Annotated in this window: 15 protein-coding genes and 1 tRNA gene; 6 read left to right on the forward strand and 10 right to left on the reverse strand. The window is 50.5% G+C overall.

Annotated elements, in window-relative coordinates; all coding sequences use genetic code 11:
* Positions 1–191: 191 nt before the first annotated feature.
* Both EZV72_RS14435 and EZV72_RS14440 read right to left on the reverse strand, forming a co-directional pair.
* Positions 192–521, reverse strand: a complete 330-nt coding sequence (locus EZV72_RS14435) for a hypothetical protein (RefSeq protein ID WP_137167887.1) — start codon at positions 519–521, stop codon at positions 192–194.
* A gap of 101 nt (positions 522–622) precedes the next feature.
* Entirely contained in the window at positions 623–1,444 is an 822-nt protein-coding gene (locus EZV72_RS14440) for an MbnP family protein (protein ID WP_137167888.1), read from the reverse strand.
* A gap of 295 nt (positions 1,445–1,739) precedes the next feature.
* On the opposite strand from EZV72_RS14440, the gene EZV72_RS14445 reads away from it, so the two are divergent.
* From EZV72_RS14445 to EZV72_RS14455, 3 genes are all read left to right on the forward strand, one after another.
* Positions 1,740–1,816, forward strand: a tRNA-Ile gene (locus tag EZV72_RS14445).
* Between the two features lie 187 nt (positions 1,817–2,003).
* Positions 2,004–2,690 (forward strand): hypothetical protein, encoded by a 687-nt coding sequence (locus EZV72_RS14450; RefSeq protein WP_137167889.1) that lies wholly within the window; start codon positions 2,004–2,006, stop codon positions 2,688–2,690.
* Positions 2,691–2,782: 92 nt separating this feature from the next.
* Positions 2,783–3,073 (forward strand): hypothetical protein, encoded by a 291-nt coding sequence (locus EZV72_RS14455; RefSeq protein WP_137167890.1) that lies wholly within the window; start codon positions 2,783–2,785, stop codon positions 3,071–3,073.
* Positions 3,074–3,100: 27 nt separating this feature from the next.
* Here the strand turns inward: EZV72_RS14455 and EZV72_RS14460 are convergent, their stop codons facing one another.
* The 3 genes from EZV72_RS14460 to EZV72_RS14470 all read right to left on the reverse strand — a co-directional run bounded on the left by EZV72_RS14460 (position 3,101) and on the right by EZV72_RS14470 (position 5,848).
* Positions 3,101–4,378: a GDSL-type esterase/lipase family protein gene (locus tag EZV72_RS14460; RefSeq protein WP_175405132.1), complete on the reverse strand. Its 1,278-nt coding sequence runs from the start codon at positions 4,376–4,378 to the stop codon at positions 3,101–3,103.
* A gap of 149 nt (positions 4,379–4,527) precedes the next feature.
* Positions 4,528–5,466 (reverse strand): PA2778 family cysteine peptidase, encoded by a 939-nt coding sequence (locus EZV72_RS14465; RefSeq protein ID WP_137167892.1) that lies wholly within the window; start codon positions 5,464–5,466, stop codon positions 4,528–4,530.
* Position 5,467: 1 nt separating this feature from the next.
* Positions 5,468–5,848 (reverse strand): DUF6627 family protein, encoded by a 381-nt coding sequence (locus tag EZV72_RS14470; RefSeq protein WP_137167893.1) that lies wholly within the window; start codon positions 5,846–5,848, stop codon positions 5,468–5,470.
* A gap of 283 nt (positions 5,849–6,131) precedes the next feature.
* Between EZV72_RS14470 and EZV72_RS14475 the strand changes: the two genes are divergently transcribed.
* Entirely contained in the window at positions 6,132–7,724 is a 1,593-nt protein-coding gene (locus EZV72_RS14475; RefSeq protein ID WP_137167894.1) for an ABC-F family ATPase, read from the forward strand.
* Between the two features lie 515 nt (positions 7,725–8,239).
* Positions 8,240–8,962, forward strand: coding sequence for a MauE/DoxX family redox-associated membrane protein (locus EZV72_RS14480; RefSeq protein ID WP_137167895.1), 723 nt, complete (start codon positions 8,240–8,242; stop codon positions 8,960–8,962).
* Positions 8,963–9,019: 57 nt separating this feature from the next.
* Here the strand turns inward: EZV72_RS14480 and EZV72_RS14485 are convergent, their stop codons facing one another.
* The 3 genes from EZV72_RS14485 to EZV72_RS14495 form a co-directional block, all read right to left on the reverse strand.
* Positions 9,020–9,784 carry a copper resistance protein B gene (locus tag EZV72_RS14485; protein WP_137167896.1) on the reverse strand — a complete coding sequence of 255 codons (765 nt, stop codon included), beginning with the start codon at positions 9,782–9,784 and terminating at the stop codon, positions 9,020–9,022.
* On the reverse strand, positions 9,781–11,682 hold the full coding sequence (locus tag EZV72_RS14490; RefSeq protein WP_137167897.1) for a copper resistance system multicopper oxidase: 1,902 nt from the start codon (positions 11,680–11,682) through the stop codon (positions 9,781–9,783). Before EZV72_RS14490 ends, EZV72_RS14485 begins: the two co-directional genes overlap by 4 nt.
* An 84-nt stretch (positions 11,683–11,766) precedes the next feature.
* The gene (locus EZV72_RS14495; RefSeq protein ID WP_137167898.1) at positions 11,767–12,156 is read right to left on the reverse strand and encodes a hypothetical protein; all 390 of its coding nucleotides are present in this window, start codon (positions 12,154–12,156) and stop codon (positions 11,767–11,769) included.
* A 308-nt stretch (positions 12,157–12,464) separates the two neighbouring features.
* Here EZV72_RS14495 and EZV72_RS14500 point away from each other — a divergent pair, with 308 nt between their 5' ends.
* Positions 12,465–12,683, forward strand: a complete 219-nt coding sequence (locus EZV72_RS14500) for a hypothetical protein (RefSeq protein WP_137167899.1) — start codon at positions 12,465–12,467, stop codon at positions 12,681–12,683.
* Positions 12,684–12,690: 7 nt separating this feature from the next.
* On the opposite strand, the gene EZV72_RS14505 is transcribed toward EZV72_RS14500, so the two are convergent.
* Positions 12,691–14,196, reverse strand: a complete 1,506-nt coding sequence (locus EZV72_RS14505; RefSeq protein ID WP_137167900.1) for a tryptophan halogenase family protein — start codon at positions 14,194–14,196, stop codon at positions 12,691–12,693.
* Position 14,197: 1 nt separating this feature from the next.
* Positions 14,198–15,685 carry a tryptophan halogenase family protein gene (locus EZV72_RS14510; RefSeq protein WP_137167901.1) on the reverse strand — a complete coding sequence of 496 codons (1,488 nt, stop codon included), beginning with the start codon at positions 15,683–15,685 and terminating at the stop codon, positions 14,198–14,200.
* Positions 15,686–15,688: the final 3 nt, after the last annotated feature.

The raw sequence follows: 15,688 nt of genomic DNA on the forward strand, positions 1-15,688 counted from the left end.
TAGAATGTGTGGGCTTTGATAACCATACTGGCACAGTGTTGGCTAAGCATAATGATAGATAAAGTCTGAGTGACGGCGGGATTTGGCAAAAAGCTGGCAGTAGTATTGAAATGAAGATCGCTCAATAGCCTGAGCGTGAGACTGCTACGAGGAAGGCTGAAGCCCTCCCCGGCATACAACAGCGTGGGCGGTTAAAAAATACTGTCCTGATGGACTTTAATGAAGGACTGAGTGCCAGGCTTGCTGTAGTCAATCTTGTATTCTTTACCGTTTAAGGTTTGGATAAAAACCAAGGTTTTTTCATCCCCAAACACTTCGCTGGTCGTCATATCAATCAACTCAAGGTCCATGGCTTTGGCATCCCGTTTGTTTTCAGGGATTTTGCCTTCATACACTTTTAAACCACGGAATGTCACCAGTACAGGTGGATCTTCATTTCCATTTAGCAATAACAGATCGAACTTACGAACTTTATGAATAATTGTATTTCGACCACTCACCAGATAGGGCTTTTCTGTCATTCTTCTCTCCACAAAAACTGGCTGGTAATTCAAAAAAGTGAATTAAAGATAGCAGATAAACCAACAGCTTGCATGGCTTGTCAGTTATCTTCAGCTATACGTTAGTCCTGCTTCAGATAGGCTTGATGTGGGGCATCCCAGCGGATCCAATCGCGACTAGTCAGGTTACGTAATACTTTGCGGCAGCTCTGGTCATACTGTCCGGCAAGATTACACTCCTGACCGGCAGGCATGTCTGCCCGAAACAGAATCTGACTAAGTTTAGCGACTAAGCGCAGATCCTGTACATTCGCCTTTAGCGGTAAATCCAGCGTGATGCGATTTGGCTTATCGCATTGCTGCGGAGTCTCGTCATCATTACTGCCCTGGCATTCCCCACTGGCCAGCATAAATGACCACAGTCCGGCCTGCTCGCTGGCCTGCTGCAATTCAATGCGCATAAAACTGTGTCCCTGGCGTATAGACTGAAACATAACTGAGTTATTCAACGGCGGCGACTGGTGATCAGAGATCACATGATTGCTGTCAAACGGTACGCCAAGGGTAAACTGAATGGCACTGGCCCGGTCCAGCAGTTGTTGATTCGCATCCAATTTTATTACCGTATGGTTAGCTTCGGTGTTGCAGGCACTGTTGAACTGCATCAGGGCCAGCTTTTTCGATTGCCACGGGCCGGGTTTAAAGGCCACAGGTTGCCAGCGCCCGTCTATTTTCAGACGCGGTTGTGACAAATAAAATGCCAGATAATCCAGATTCCACTGCTCACCATTTACGTTAAGCTGATACAAACAATTATCCCCGGCTTTCAGGTCGGTGAAGGTGACGGGGATATCGCCCGGCGGCTTGTCTGCACTAAAAAAGCTACAGCCACTGGTCATCAATGCTGCTACAAGCAGCCCCGTATATTGTTTAATGCCTGCCATCTGCCATCAGTACTTTTATTAATTCATCAACTAAGTCAGTGTAAGATGCCCCTGCCAATACGCCAACTGTATTTTGCCCGCATTCGATGCACAAAAGATTGCATGAGATTAATTACCCACGCAGCCAGAATACAGCCGTTAGCATCGCGCTAACACCCAGAATTTGTTGAATAAATAGCCAAGAAAGCAGCGGAACGTCAAAATCCCCTGCAGGTGGGGTGACAAGCATTTAAAAACTGCTTATACTTCGCGGCGGTTGCATAACTTCCATCAGCAACCATCTATACCAAAATATGGCCCCATAGCTCAGTTGGTTAGAGCATCCGACTCATAATCGGCAGGTCCCCTGTTCAAGTCAGGGTGGGGCCACCATTTTTCTGCGTACTATCAATACTTATCAACTCATAACTTATCTATCGTGATTTAGTAGATTGCCTTACGCTGCGCCTAATCGCACGCTTTATATATGTTCCCTTATATAGAAGTTTTCCGACAGCTGCGTTATAAATACTGTTTTCATTAGCTGCAATACCACAGATAACAAAAGGAAATGTTCATCTTGGCCTCTGTCTTTTACTTGTATTTTTTTACTGGTCTGACTGTTTATTCAGGGTTGCTGATAGCCAGAGCGTGCAGTGGCAAAGGTATACATTTACCGCTCTTTGAATTAGTCCTGACATATATTTTTTACGGTGTAGTGTGGCCGGTAATCGTATTTTACTCGCTACCCAGAAATGGTTTGCACAGTCTGTTCGAAAGCAATAGTTCATTACCAAGCCTTCAGGACACAGAAAAAGAGTTTGAATTACTGTGGGATAATCCACCTGCGTGTAGCAATAATATCTACATTCATGGATATGATGAGTCTAAGTACGAGCCGCTTAATTCACGTCTTTATTTTTCGGCAGCAGAAGCACAAGAGTATTTAAGACAGAAAATTTTGCCAGATTCTGACAATTATCTGGACTGGGAAGCGCTGATACTGCGTTGGCTTGAGCAAAGAAACACGCTTGACAATAAGGTCTGTGAGGTACCTGAATCACTAAGTCACTTTTACGCTGTTTCAAACCAATTGCTTGAGGAAGGCAAAGGCCTGATTTTCTGTTCTGAATGCAATAAATATTTTCGGGCAGCTGAATTACCAGCCGTTCCCCAGACTTTAACTATTGGCTGGAACTATTCACGGATTTACTGCCCTGCCCGTCACCTACTAAGCGCCTCTAAATCTTTGCACATCAATATGTAAATGTTGAATTGCTTGACCTGCTTTTTATAGGACGTCTGACTCAATATACATAAAGAACTTTTAATACAACGAGTTACAAGGATGCAACAAAAGTGAAAAAGCATTTATGGATGATCATCGCTGTGGGCCTGCTGGCAGGGTGTGCTTCAACGACTAAAGACCTCAAATCCTTGCCTGATGCTTACTTTACTGCGCGGTCAGCCTCGGCGATGAGCACCGAGGAGCGCAGGGAGTATATGAACAGAGTGAATAAGAGAATGCTGGAGCGAGATCGTCAGGCAGCCTGTGTATTTGGTTCAAAGGCCATTATTGACCGCACCAAACTTCACTGTGAAAACGTGAAAGGGTCGCCGGAATATAAAGCCCTGTACGACAAGCACTAATCCGCTATCCGGCCAGCTTCCTTACGCTTATTCAGCCTGCTCTTTGGTGGTTTCATTGTTGCGTACATACCGGTCTATTAATGGTGTGAGGTGCCTGGCCCAGATAGCGTATCCCTGTTCTTTGGGATGCAGCAAATCAGGCATGTATTCACGAGGTAACATGCCGGTATCAGTAAGAAACGCCTCATTAATATTAATAAACTCTGCGTGATGACGGGCCGCTACATTTGCCAGGAGTTGATTGGCCTGCTCGTTGTTGATGCGCATGGGGTCGTTCGGCGTCGCGCCACGGGGGAAAATAGCAAACAGCACCATCGGTGTATCCGGGGCGGCCTGCCTGATCTGTTTAAGATTTTCACTCACCCCGGCAGCAATAGCCTGGGGGCTGTCCATCCTGTGCCCTGTGTTATTGGTGCCAATCATTACAATTGCCAGTTTGGGGGCGCTCCGGGGCATCTCTTTATGAGTCAGTCGCCAAAGCAGGTTTTCGGTGCGATCGCCGGCAAAGCCCAGATTAAACATGCGAATATCGGGAAATGCGTTATCCCACACCGGTTTCCCCGCCCGGGACCAGCCTTCGGTAATTGAGTCGCCCAGCATCACCACATCAAACCGGTTATCCTTCGCCTGAGCAACCCGCTGTTTATGCCGGGGAAGCCACCAGCTCTGCGACCAGTATTCATTGAGCATCCGGGGTGTGGTAGCCAGGCTATCATCTGTTTTGCACTTCATAGTGGGCCCCTCTTGCCCGCTGATTTGAATATTGGCAATACGCACGCTGCCCTGACCGCCGGTTTCCAGATTAAACCACCGGTGCACCCGGGTCAGGTCTGTGTCTTTACTGGTCAGGCAGTGAAGCGGAATCGCAATATGTTGCCAGGTTGCCGGTGAACTGTGAACAGCCAGCTCCCGTAAATGCATTTTAGGATAGCAATGCGATACACAGGCCATAGAGATACTGATGGCAGCCTGGCGGGCATCCGCCACCTGCAAATCAAAGCTCAGCACGCCCTGATTAACATAGCCGCGTAAGTCTCTGGCCGGCCCGTTAATAAATAGCCCCGAGCCACTGCCGCCGCTAAACTGCAGGTCGAATACCTGGCCGATACCGTCATACTGATGACGAGTAAGCGCTACGTTATTACCCGGTAATACCTGTGTGTCACCCGGTACTTTGAGCACCTGCTGGCGGTCATGAATAAACACCGTGGAGCGGCTGTGTAACCCACTAACCTCAATATCCGGCAAGGCAGCCAGACTCTTACCGACCCAGAGGAGGCAGGCCAGCCATAAATACCGTTTCAACCACCTTTTACCGACGCATTTGACCACAAAACCAGACCTCATTGGATCCTCCAATTCAGGGTATGTCCTTATATAGGCATGCTATGCACTGTAGCGGCAAAGCCGCTGGCGGTCATCTGTTTTATTAAAGGTTAAGCGCCGGTAAACACTTACCTTATTCCGAATAACTGTACTTTGGTGTCCTGTAGATTAGTATCATCAGGAAACCGGCTCAGCGCCTCGGTTAGTATCTGCCGGGCCGGTTCTGGCTGGCCACTTTGCTCAAGCGCCAGCGCATAGTTATTTAAGTACGCTGGCTGATGCTGACCAGCCTGATAACCTTGCTCATACCAGTTAAGGGCTGCCTTAATATCTGTTTCGGCAAAATGATTGGCCAGTAAAAAATAACTCAGCCATTGTCCGGGCCACTGTCGGGTGGCGGCTACCAGAAAGGCTTCAGCTTGTTTGCTATTGCCAACTTTTAACATATCGTAAGCCGCTTTGATATAAATGTAGGGGTCTAGTGCCTGGCTTTGCCGCTGTGGTGTCAGGGGCGCTAAAAACCAGTAACCGGCTCGTCCCCAGGTTCTCTCAAACAGCGAAAACGACATACGGTGGGACGGCGTCACCCCAGTATGAACAATAAATTCCTGTTGCTGTTTATCAAACCCGGTGACTACCGCGTAATGCCACTGTGGCAGCCACTGCACCGATAAATTCTGAAACACAATTACCGGAATCTGGTCACTGACCAGCTGCATCACATCGCTTAGCGTGCCTTTATCGGTATACGGCAAAAATCCGTAGCGGCGTGTAGCACTGACCATTTCCAGTTGCAGGCTGCCTTCTTTACCGGGGATAAATAACTTAGGCGCAATATCATCAGCCGATACCTCCTGGCCATAGAATCCGAAAACTTCGGCCAGCGTGGTCGGTCCGCAATAAAACGCCTGCTGAGGATAAAACGGCACATTTTGAATCTGAGCTGATGGCGGTAATCGGGATAACGCCTGGGCATTGAGCTGATCGGTTTGCGGTGTGCCCTGGCAACCGGCGAGCAATAAAAAGCCTGCAATAATGCAGGCTTTATATGTCAATGAGATTGTCATATTAGCTGTTAACTGGACGAATAAACGGATACACGTCGGTAACACCCACTAAGTCCAGAATGGCAATGATAGCCAGTACCGTCAGTACCGCGCCAACCACACCGCCTGCTGGCGAGTCCTGAATCTGGTCGTTCAGCTGTACTATTTCGGCATCTGTCATACCATTGATGCGATCAATTGCATCCTGACTGTCGACTCCCAGGCTGGTGAGTTTGTGCTGAACATCCTCCCGGCTCACCATGCTGATCAACTGCTGTTTATTATACTGGGCAGCCTGTGTCTGCATTACGCTGTCGGAGCTGACGGCAGCGGCCTGTGCATGGCCGGCAATCAGCACCGAGGCAGTCAATGCACTTATCATGAGTTTTTTAATCATAAACATCCCTTAAAGAACAATGTATTAGTTTACCTTCCACAAACTTAATACTTTATTTTCAGAAAATAAGACCACAGCAGCTTAATAGCGGGCTGTTGAACTAACTATAGGGTAGCTTTACATATTCGCCAGCCGGCAACCTGTGCTGTTACCATGCAAACCAACGTCAGCGCCTGATAATACAGCCCTTGCGGTCAAAATTTCCTCGACAGACGGCGCTGCTTTCTTTATATTGCGCGGCCTTGCTTCTGCTGGAGCGTATCTTCTCACCTATCTTCGGACTTTCGTTTTGATTACTACTGCTAATATCACCATGCAGTTTGGCTCTGCCCCACTGTTTGAAAACATTTCAGCTAAATTTGGTAACGGTAACCGTTACGGCCTGATCGGCGCCAATGGCTCCGGTAAATCCACCTTTATGAAGATTCTGAGCGGTAAACTCACTCCGTCAGCGGGTAACGTGTCAATGTCGCCTGGCACCAAGCTGGGTATTTTGAGCCAGGATCAGTTTGCCTTTGAGGAAATGTCAGTAGTAGACGCGGTAATTGTAGGTGATCGTGAACTGTGGGAAGTGAAGCAGGAACGCGACGCCATTTACAGTAACCCTGAAATGAGCGAAGAAGACGGCATGCGCGTGGCCGAACTGGAAACCCGCTTTGCCGAAATGGACGGCTACACCGCAGAAGCCCGTGCCGGTGATATTCTTAATGCTGCCGGCATTGATGAAGATTATCACTTTGGCCTGATGAAAGAAGTGGCACCGGGTAAAAAGGTGCGGGTATTACTGGCGCAGGCCTTGTTCGCTGACCCGGATATTCTGCTGCTTGATGAGCCAACCAACAACCTGGACATCTATACTATCAACTGGCTGGCCGAAGAGCTGAACAAGCGTAAATCGACCATGCTTATCATCTCTCACGATCGTCACTTTCTGAATTCTGTGTGCACGCACATGGCAGATATCGATTATGGTGAGCTGCGTATTTATCCGGGCAACTACGACGCCTTTGTGGAAGCTTCGCTGCTGGTCCAGGAGCAGTTGCATCAGGATAACGCGAAGAAATCAGCGGAAATTGAAGAACTGCAAAGCTTTGTGGCGCGCTTTTCTGCCAATGCCTCAAAAGCCAAGCAGGCAACGTCGCGTGCCCGCCGTCTGGAAAAAATCGAACTGGCTGAGGTCAAGGCCAGCACTCGCCGTAAACCATTCATTCAGTTCAAGCAACACAAAAAGCTGCACCGTCTGGCGATTACGCTGGAAGATCTGGGTCATAGCTTTCCTGAAGTTCCTTTGTTTGATAACGGTAACCTGCTGCTTGAAGCGGGTCATCGTCTGGCGATCATTGGCGAGAATGGCGCGGGCAAAACCACTTTTCTGAAGTGTCTGGTGGATGACTTGACGCCCCAGAGCGGTACCATCAAATGGGCTGAAAATGCTGCGATTGGTTATATCCCTCAGGACAGCACCAAAGACTTTGACTGTGATCTGACATTGTTTGAGTGGATGTCGCAGTGGCGTCAGCCTAAGCACGACGACCTGCAGGTAAAAGGTATGCTGGGCCGGTTATTGTTTGGTTCAGACGACTTCAACAAGAAAGTGAAAGTGTGTTCAGGGGGGGAGAAAAACCGCCTGTTGTTTGGCAAGCTGATGCTGCAGGATATCAATGTGCTGGTTATGGACGAACCCACAAACCACCTTGATATGGAGTCGATTGAAGCGCTGAATAACGCGTTGTACAAATTTGACGGCACCGTGATTTTTGTCAGCCATGACCGTGAATTTGTCTCTTCTCTGGCCACGCAGGTCATTGAAATCAAGGGTCAGCAACTGAATCACTTTGACGGCACCTACGAAGAATTTCTGGCCCACAGCGCAGGCCAGTAAATGCGGCTCAGGTAGGGTATGACTGCCCTGCCTGACACAGGCCCGCCGGTACACTCCAGAATTGCAGTCTATATCAGCTACGGCTTTCTTCTTTGCCGGCACGCCCGGCCATATAAAAAACCTCCCGCCGCAATAACCACCAGCAAGGCAACGATGAAGTGATCCCTTGGGTGATAGGTCAATTCTGACAGCCCGATAACAAACCCATAGCTAAACAACCCTGCTATCGCACTTAACGTTAATAAGATAACCCTGTGTATACCAGACATGCTTATCCTGTTGTGCTGACGTAACCCTCATTTCTCAACATATATCCTGCTCTCTGGCTAAGATAGGTCGCTTCGAGTCCTCATAATATGTGATGCTTCAGACAGATTCACCTGTACCTAAGGCCATAAAACAACGGAACAAAGCTTGCACTATCAGTCAGGTAATGCACTGTGCACAGCAATGTTGCGTAAAAATGTCACAGCGCACCGCAATATTCCCCCTGTTTACCTGTTAAGGAGCACATAATGAGCAAACGAGCTGTGTTATACAGAATGGTGACCGATGAGCATATCTGCCCGTTCGGGCTTCGAGCCAAAGACCTGCTTGAGCGCAAAGGGTATGAGGTGGAAGACCACCTGATTAAAAACCGGGAACAACAGGATGCATTTAAAGCTCAGCATGATGTGAAAACCACGCCTCAGGTATTTATTGATGATGAGCGAATTGGCGGATATGACGAACTACGCCGTTACTTTGGTCTGAGTGAAGCTGGTCAGTCGAACCGGTATACTCCGGTCATTGCTATTTTCAGTGTTGCACTGGTGCTGGCCGCCACGGTCGTATACCCGGCACAAATCTGGAGTGCTCACACCCTGATGCTGTTTATTGGCTTTTCCATGGTTTTTCTGGCAGTACAAAAGCTGCAGGATTTACACAGTTTCAGCACCATGTTTATTACCTACGATTTACTGGCCATGCGCCAGTTACGCTATGCCTATGTGTACCCGTTTGTGGAAGTCTGGGCTGGTATAGGAATGATTGCCGGGGTGTCAGCCTGGCTGGTGGCACCCTTTTCTCTGTTTATCGGCCTGATTGGCGCCGCATCAGTTTACAAAGCCGTTTATATTGATAAGCGACAACTAAAATGTGCCTGTGTAGGTGGCAACAGCGACGTGCCGCTGGGCTTTGTATCACTCACAGAGAATCTGTTTATGATCATCGGTGCCCTGATGATGATATTTTTGTAAACCTGTTCATAGAAAAACCAAAGCCTGCTGCAATGCACAGCAGGCTTTGGTGCATTATCAGAACCAGGCGCGGATGCCTATCACCAGACCCGTTTGCGAGGTACTGTCACCGCGCTGCTGACGGGTATTGGCATCCTGTCCCAGCCACTTATCCCAGTATACGCCGGCATAAGGCGCCAGTTTACGGTTAATTTCATAACGATACCGTAATCCCAAACGCAAATGACTGAATCCGGCTTGTTGCGCGTTATCATCAGCATCATTCAGGTTCAGAGTCAGCTCCATTCTGGGCTGTAAAAAGCTGCGCTGGGTCAGCACCCAGTCGTATTCCACCTCGCTGATAGCCTGAACCTGCCCCTGTTCGCTGATAAGCAGAGCGTTGTCCATTTCAAACCAGTACGGCGCCAGCCCCTGCAGGCCAAGTGCAACATAATGCTCCCGGGTGCTGTCAGCGCCCAGCTCACCGCGCAGACCCACCCCCGCCTGCACTGACCAGAACGTAGACACCAGGTAGCTGTACAATACTTCGGTACGTTCAATATGGGTTGGCTCGCCGTCACCCTGAGTATTTTCACCTTCACTTTTTACCACAACCCGATGATAATCGCCGCCGTACCAGCCCTGCATGTCCCATACCGCGGTGGTATCGTCACTATTGCTGTGGGCAACCTCCAGCCGGTCAAACATCAGCTGGCCAGTAGTGTAATTACCGTGCGCCATCATTGTACCCAACGGTGAGTTATGGGCAGTATCTGCTATGGCGCTACCGGCCAGACAGGCAGACACCGCGATGGTTAATCCCGTGAACGTGACTATATTCATGGCTGCGCTCCTGACTCACTGACCTCAACAACCCGGAACATGCCGGCCTCCATGTGATACAAAAGATGACAATGAAATGCCCAGCGTCCCGGGGCATCGGCACTGATCAAAAGCGACAGTTTTTCGCTGGGTTTAACACTGATGGTGTGTTTGCGCGGACGTGGTGACTGTCCGTTCTCCAGCTCCATCCACATACCATGCAGATGAATAGGATGGTCCATCATGCTGTCATTCACCAGCACCAGGCGCAGGCGCTCGCCATACTCAAAATGCACCGGGCCGGTCACTTCGGAAAACTTTACGCCATCGAATGACCACATATAACGTTCCATATTACCGGTCAGATGCAGTTCAATCTGACGGCCAGGCTCCCGGTCATCCGGCCAGGCGTGAGCGCCCTGCAAGTCACTGTAAACCAGTACCCGGTGTGGCGCATCTTCCAGCCCGATACCCGGTTCATCCAGCCGGGAGACAGGGTTATGCGCAATCATGCCGGCACCGGGGCCGTGACCTTCTTCTGTATGCTGAATCTCGATATTGTCGACTGGCAGTGAAGAGGTAGCGGCCTGACTTTCGTGCACTCCATGACCGCTGTGTTCCATTTTACTGTGGTCCATGCCGCTACCTTTCATATCACTCTGTTTCTTACCACTGTGCTTCATGGCCGAATGGTCCATTTTACCGTGATCCATCTTGCCCGCTGGCATGGCTGGCGAATGGTTCATAGTCTGGCTTTTCATGCCATGGTTATGCATGCCGTTAGATATGGAATGATCCATTCCCATGCTGGTCATACCCCGCTCAGCAATGTTTCGCTGTGGGGGAATCGGTGCGTTTAGACCCGGCCGCGGGCTCAGCGTGCCCCGGGCAAAGCCGCTGCGATCAAAGCTTTCAGCAAACAAGGTATACGCCGTGGTGGCTTTAGGCTGCACTATCACATCAAAGCTTTCTGCGGTGGCGATCCTGAATTCATCGACAGTTACAGGCTTAACTGGCTGACCATCGGCGGCCACCACGGTCATCTCCAGTCCCGGGATCCGAAAATCAAAATAGCTCATGGCCGAGCCATTGATAATCCGCAACCGCACTTTCTCGCCCGGTTTAAATAAACCAGTCCAGTTATCATCCGGGGTTCTGCCATTCATCAGGTAGGTATACGAACTGCCAGTCACATCCGCCAAATCCCGCGGGCTCATACGCATCTGCCCCCACATAGACCGTTCCTGCCAGGTGCTGGCCAGGCCTTTTTCCTGCACATCCGTAAGCGTATCGAACAGGGTTCGCTGCTGATAGTTGTAGTAGCCTTCAGCGACTTTTAAATGGCGGAAAATGGTGTGGGGATCTTCAAAGGTCCAGTCTGTCAGCAGAATCACATGGTCCCGGTCTGCACCCAGATCGCCGTCTGCCGGGTCAATCACCAGCGGGCCAAGGTGACCGCGCTGCTCCTGCATACCCGAATGGCTGTGATACCAGTAACTGCCTGACTGCTGCACATCAAATTCATAGTTAAATGTCTGTCCCGGCTTAATACCGGCAAACGATAAACCGGGCACGCCATCCATCTTATACGGCAGAATCATGCCATGCCAGTGAACAGACGTATCCACATCAAGGTGATTGGTCACATTCAGACGAGCCACCTGCCCTTCTTTAAGTCGCACTAACGGGCCGGGCATCTGACCGTTGATGGTAAACGCCGGGCCCGACTGCCTGCCTACCTGCATCCGGGTGGCCGCGACGACTAAATCAATCGCATTGCCAGAAACCACCGCATCTTTAAAATGCCGGCCGGCCGGCGTCGCCCAGACTGGCGCCATACTGCTGAGCGCCAGGGCCGACGCGCTACCTAGCGCGCTGCGTAAAAAACCACGGCGGGATAATGGCTGTTTGTGTTGCATAACATCACCTGATAATTCATTGATAAATACAAACCTGAGCCTCAGGTTTGCGATAAAAAAAAAGCGCGGTATTACACCGAATTATCAGGCAATGGGAGGGCGATAGGGCTGTTCGCGAAAGGCATGATGCAGGCTGCCGGCGATACTGACGGGTTTATCCTGCGGCCATAGCATAGAGGATGTTTTAATAAACTGACTGGCAATAAGCGAAAAGTGACAGCTATGCTGTGCACACTGACAGACCGTCTGACAGCAGTCGTCCTGCGTATCCTGAGCGGTATCTGTCATCATCTTGTTGGCGGGCATCTGATGTTCCGGCATCGTCATATGTGCCTGCTGAGTGTGATGTTCATGCCCGGCTGAGTGACCATGCACATGCATACCGCCCTGCCCGCCTAAAGCTGACAACATCAGGGCTGTCACAATCATCATCAGACAAAAAATCCGCAACATACAGGTACTGGGTTTACTCATTAAATTGCCAACAGCGTAAGCCTATCACAACTGCCCTACCCTGAGTTGCGATTTTTCAACAGCGCAGTGCTTTTAAGGTTATAACTGCTTTATTTTCGCTCATTCTTTTTCAGGACAAAATAGCATAAAAAACTGCGTGACATTTTTGCTGGCAAAGCTATTATGCCGCCCAATTTCCCCGTGCAAATAATTATAGCGCAGGCGGGGTGATCGATGCGCGTCAGAAGCCAACGGAAGGTACATTTGCGTACCGCGGTGGGACGACTGACCAGGTTGTTTTATTGTGTTTTTATATAAGGTTGGCGAAGATGTTGAGCTCAGCAGCATTACGTGTTTATCAGTGTAATCATTGTGGTGCAACGATAAGCCATGGCGCTTTGCAATGCGCAAAATGTCATCATGAATTCACCCATGATGATGTCACTACCATTCTGGATATGGCAAAAGCAGGTTCGCGCACTATCTGGCGTGAAGTCATGCACTTTTCGGCCTTCATGTGCCTGATGCTGATGCTGATTGCCGAATAATCCTGCCTTACTGACCGGTGCGGGCCACCGCATCGGTAAAGTCCCGGTTTTCTGGTAACCCGGCCAGCAGCTTTTCAGTCTGTCGCCGGGTTTCGTTTATCAGTCTGGCAGCCTGCTGTGGATCCGGCTGTGCCAGAGTGGTCGAAAAGCCCATGCCATACAGCACATACTGCTTACTGGCAGAGGAAAATAACTCATACTTTTCCCGGCTTTCATATAACCAGGGTGGCTGGCTTTCCCACAAGGCAAGGCTTTGCGCTAAAGACTCCGGCCAGCTTCGGGGATCCTGATGTTCCCGCCAGTAGGCCGTATCCTGACGCTGGCTAAGCGCATAATGCAGTTTCAGAAAATCCACAATATCGCACCAGCGCTGGGTGGTCATGGCATTAAACCGGCTGGCCAGAATCTGCATGGCAGGTGCACTACGGGGCAGTTGGCTGGCAATCCATTCGGCTGATTTTTCAATCAGCACCAGCGCGGTGGCTTCCAGAGGCTCAACAAACCCGGCACTGACGCCGATGGCCACACAGTTATGCTGCCAGAAGGTATGCCGGTAACCCGGCTCAAAAGTAATAAGCCTGGGACTGAAGGCGGTTTGTTTCAGATTGCTATCGCTGGCGATATACTGGCGCAGACTGGCCTCCACGGCGTCCGCATCGGTATGACTGCGGGAAAACACATGGCCAATACCGCGCCGGCCAGCCAGCGCAATATCCCAGATCCAGCCATTATCCCGGGCGGTGGCAATGGTGGCTGAGGCAATGGGCGTTTGGCTGTCAGCATGCTCCACCTGCACTGCCAGCGCCGCATCGTTAAACAACACATCTTTACAGCTGACGGTTTTAATACCGTAATGCTGGCCAATCAGCCGGGCAGTGAATCCGGAGCAGTCAATAAACAAATCGCCGCTGATCTGCCGACCATCGGTCAGTATCAGATGACTGATGGCGCCGCTGGGGTGATTATTCACCTGTTCAACATGTCCGGTCAGATAACTGACCCCAAGCTGCGTGGTACAGTGGGAATGCAGTAACTCCACAAAGCCGCCGGCATCCAGGTGATAACCATAATTCAAAGCGAAGGCATAGGGCGCCATCTGCATGGTTTTAGGCGCTTTTTGCGCTTCACAGATTGAGACCTGCGCACAGCTTTGACGGGCAAAATCATCAGCAGCGTCTGGCTGCCAGATAGCCGCCAGGTTCGTCTGGCCATAACCGGCCGGTGCGGTAAACGGATGGTAATAAGCCTCCTTGCCGCCATGCTGCCAGCCAACAAACTTTGAGGCCTGTTTAAAACTGGCCTGACAATGCTTTAAAAATGCCAGCTCATCAATGCCTATCTGGCGCAGTGTTTCGCGCATCGTCGGCCAGGTACCCTCGCCCACGCCCAGATTTTTCACCTGAGGCGATTCAATCAGGGTTACCTGCACGTCCGGATTTTTACTGGCAATCATTCCGGCACTCAGCCAGCCGGCTGTGCCGCCACCTACAATGACTACATGAAAAGGTTGCATATCAGTCTTTCCTGGCCGGACAGTACTGAGCAATAAAATCAGCATGCCGTGGCATTTTGTCCAACCGGGCCGCAATCGACTGGCGTAATGCACTCAGCTGACTGTGTAACTGTGGTGTGTCAAGCAAATGCCCGGCCTGATGATACTGACGGGGCGTTAAGCCCTGCCCCAGCATTACCTGAACCCAGGAGTCGGTGCGAAACAAGCCCACCTCATCTGGCCATACATAGCCATTCTGGCAAAAAATATCCATTCTGTGGCGCAGCGATTCAGGAATATCCATGCGCCGGTAAAACTGCCAGAAGTCACTGTCTGTCCGCGCGGTGGCATGATAGTGCAAAATAATAAAATCGCGGATAGTTTCCAGCTCATTAGCGGTTTCTGTGTTAAACCGGGTGGCCTGTGCCTGCATATCATCGGCAAACGGAAACAGCTTCATCAGGCGTAAAATGGCGGTGGTAATCAAATGAATACTGGTCGATTCCAGCGGCTCCAGAAAGCCGCCTGATAAGCCGATTGCCACACAGTTTTTATGCCAGGCCTGGCGTCGCCGGCCGGTTTTAAATTGAATGGTGCGGGGGTCTGTCAGTGGTGTGCCCGGCAGATTTGCCATCAGCTGTTCTCTGGCCTGGTCGTCCGATATAAACCGACTGCTGTAAACCAGGCCGTTGCCCATGCGATGCTGCAGCGGAATCTGCCATTGCCAGCCGCTGTCATGAGCAATGGCCCGGGTATAGGGTACCGGCTCGCCATGTAGCTCAGTTTGTACTGCCACGGCACGGTCGGCAGCCAGGTAATGGCTCCAGTCATCAAACCCGACTCCCAGCGCCTGCCCCATCAACAGCGCTCTGAAGCCGGTACAGTCAATAAAAACATCGCCGGTTATCTGCTGATTATCCTCCAGCGTTAAACCGGTAATATGGCCGCTGTCAGGATCCAGACTGACATGGTTAATTTTGCCTTCTTTACGTGTTACACCGGCAGCTTCACTTTTGCTTCGCAGATAGCGGGCATAAGCGCTGGCATCCAGATGAAACGCATAATTGACGGGCTGGTTATCCACCCCGAGGCAAAACTTGTTGTGCCGGGCAGCTTGCAACTCCAGACAGTATTCATCCAGACTGCCGGCCTGCCCCTGCGCGGCCAGCCAGAATTCATGAAACTCAGCCATCCAGCTACGCTGACCAATTTCACCAAACGAGTGAATATAACGGTCATGTTGCTGCCCCCAGTTTTCAAACTGAATACCCAGTTTGAAGGTTGCCTGAGTGGCCGCCATAAACTCCCGCTCATCAATGCCCAGCAAGCGATGAAAGGTACGCATGGTGGGAATGGTTGCCTCGCCCACGCCCACGGTGCCAATGGCATCAGACTCCACCAGCGTGATATCAAGCAGGTTGCCCAGCCGGCTGGCCAGACTGAAAGCGGTGAGCCAGCCGGCGGTGCCGCCTCCGGCTATCACCACTGAGCGTTTTATCCTATCTGCCATAAC

Source organism: Salinimonas lutimaris, from assembly GCF_005222225.1.
Taxonomy (GTDB): Bacteria; Pseudomonadota; Gammaproteobacteria; order Enterobacterales; family Alteromonadaceae; genus Alteromonas; species Alteromonas lutimaris.

What these genes read in the sequence shown, in the direction of transcription:
- EZV72_RS14435 (WP_137167887.1), bottom strand. Translation starts at nt 521, where the DNA reads ATGACAGAAAAGCCCTATCTGGTGAGTGGTCGAAATACAATTATTCAT.
- EZV72_RS14440 (WP_137167888.1), bottom strand. Translation starts at nt 1,444, where the DNA reads ATGGCAGGCATTAAACAATATACGGGGCTGCTTGTAGCAGCATTGATG.
- EZV72_RS14465 (WP_137167892.1), bottom strand. Translation starts at nt 5,466, where the DNA reads ATGACAATCTCATTGACATATAAAGCCTGCATTATTGCAGGCTTTTTA.
- EZV72_RS14470 (WP_137167893.1), bottom strand. Translation starts at nt 5,848, where the DNA reads ATGTTTATGATTAAAAAACTCATGATAAGTGCATTGACTGCCTCGGTG.
- EZV72_RS14480 (WP_137167895.1), top strand. Translation starts at nt 8,240, where the DNA reads ATGAGCAAACGAGCTGTGTTATACAGAATGGTGACCGATGAGCATATC.
- EZV72_RS14485 (WP_137167896.1), bottom strand. Translation starts at nt 9,784, where the DNA reads ATGAATATAGTCACGTTCACGGGATTAACCATCGCGGTGTCTGCCTGT.
- EZV72_RS14490 (WP_137167897.1), bottom strand. Translation starts at nt 11,682, where the DNA reads ATGCAACACAAACAGCCATTATCCCGCCGTGGTTTTTTACGCAGCGCG.
- EZV72_RS14495 (WP_137167898.1), bottom strand. Translation starts at nt 12,156, where the DNA reads ATGAGTAAACCCAGTACCTGTATGTTGCGGATTTTTTGTCTGATGATG.
- EZV72_RS14500 (WP_137167899.1), top strand. Translation starts at nt 12,465, where the DNA reads ATGTTGAGCTCAGCAGCATTACGTGTTTATCAGTGTAATCATTGTGGT.
- EZV72_RS14505 (WP_137167900.1), bottom strand. Translation starts at nt 14,196, where the DNA reads ATGCAACCTTTTCATGTAGTCATTGTAGGTGGCGGCACAGCCGGCTGG.
- EZV72_RS14510 (WP_137167901.1), bottom strand. Translation starts at nt 15,685, where the DNA reads ATGGCAGATAGGATAAAACGCTCAGTGGTGATAGCCGGAGGCGGCACC.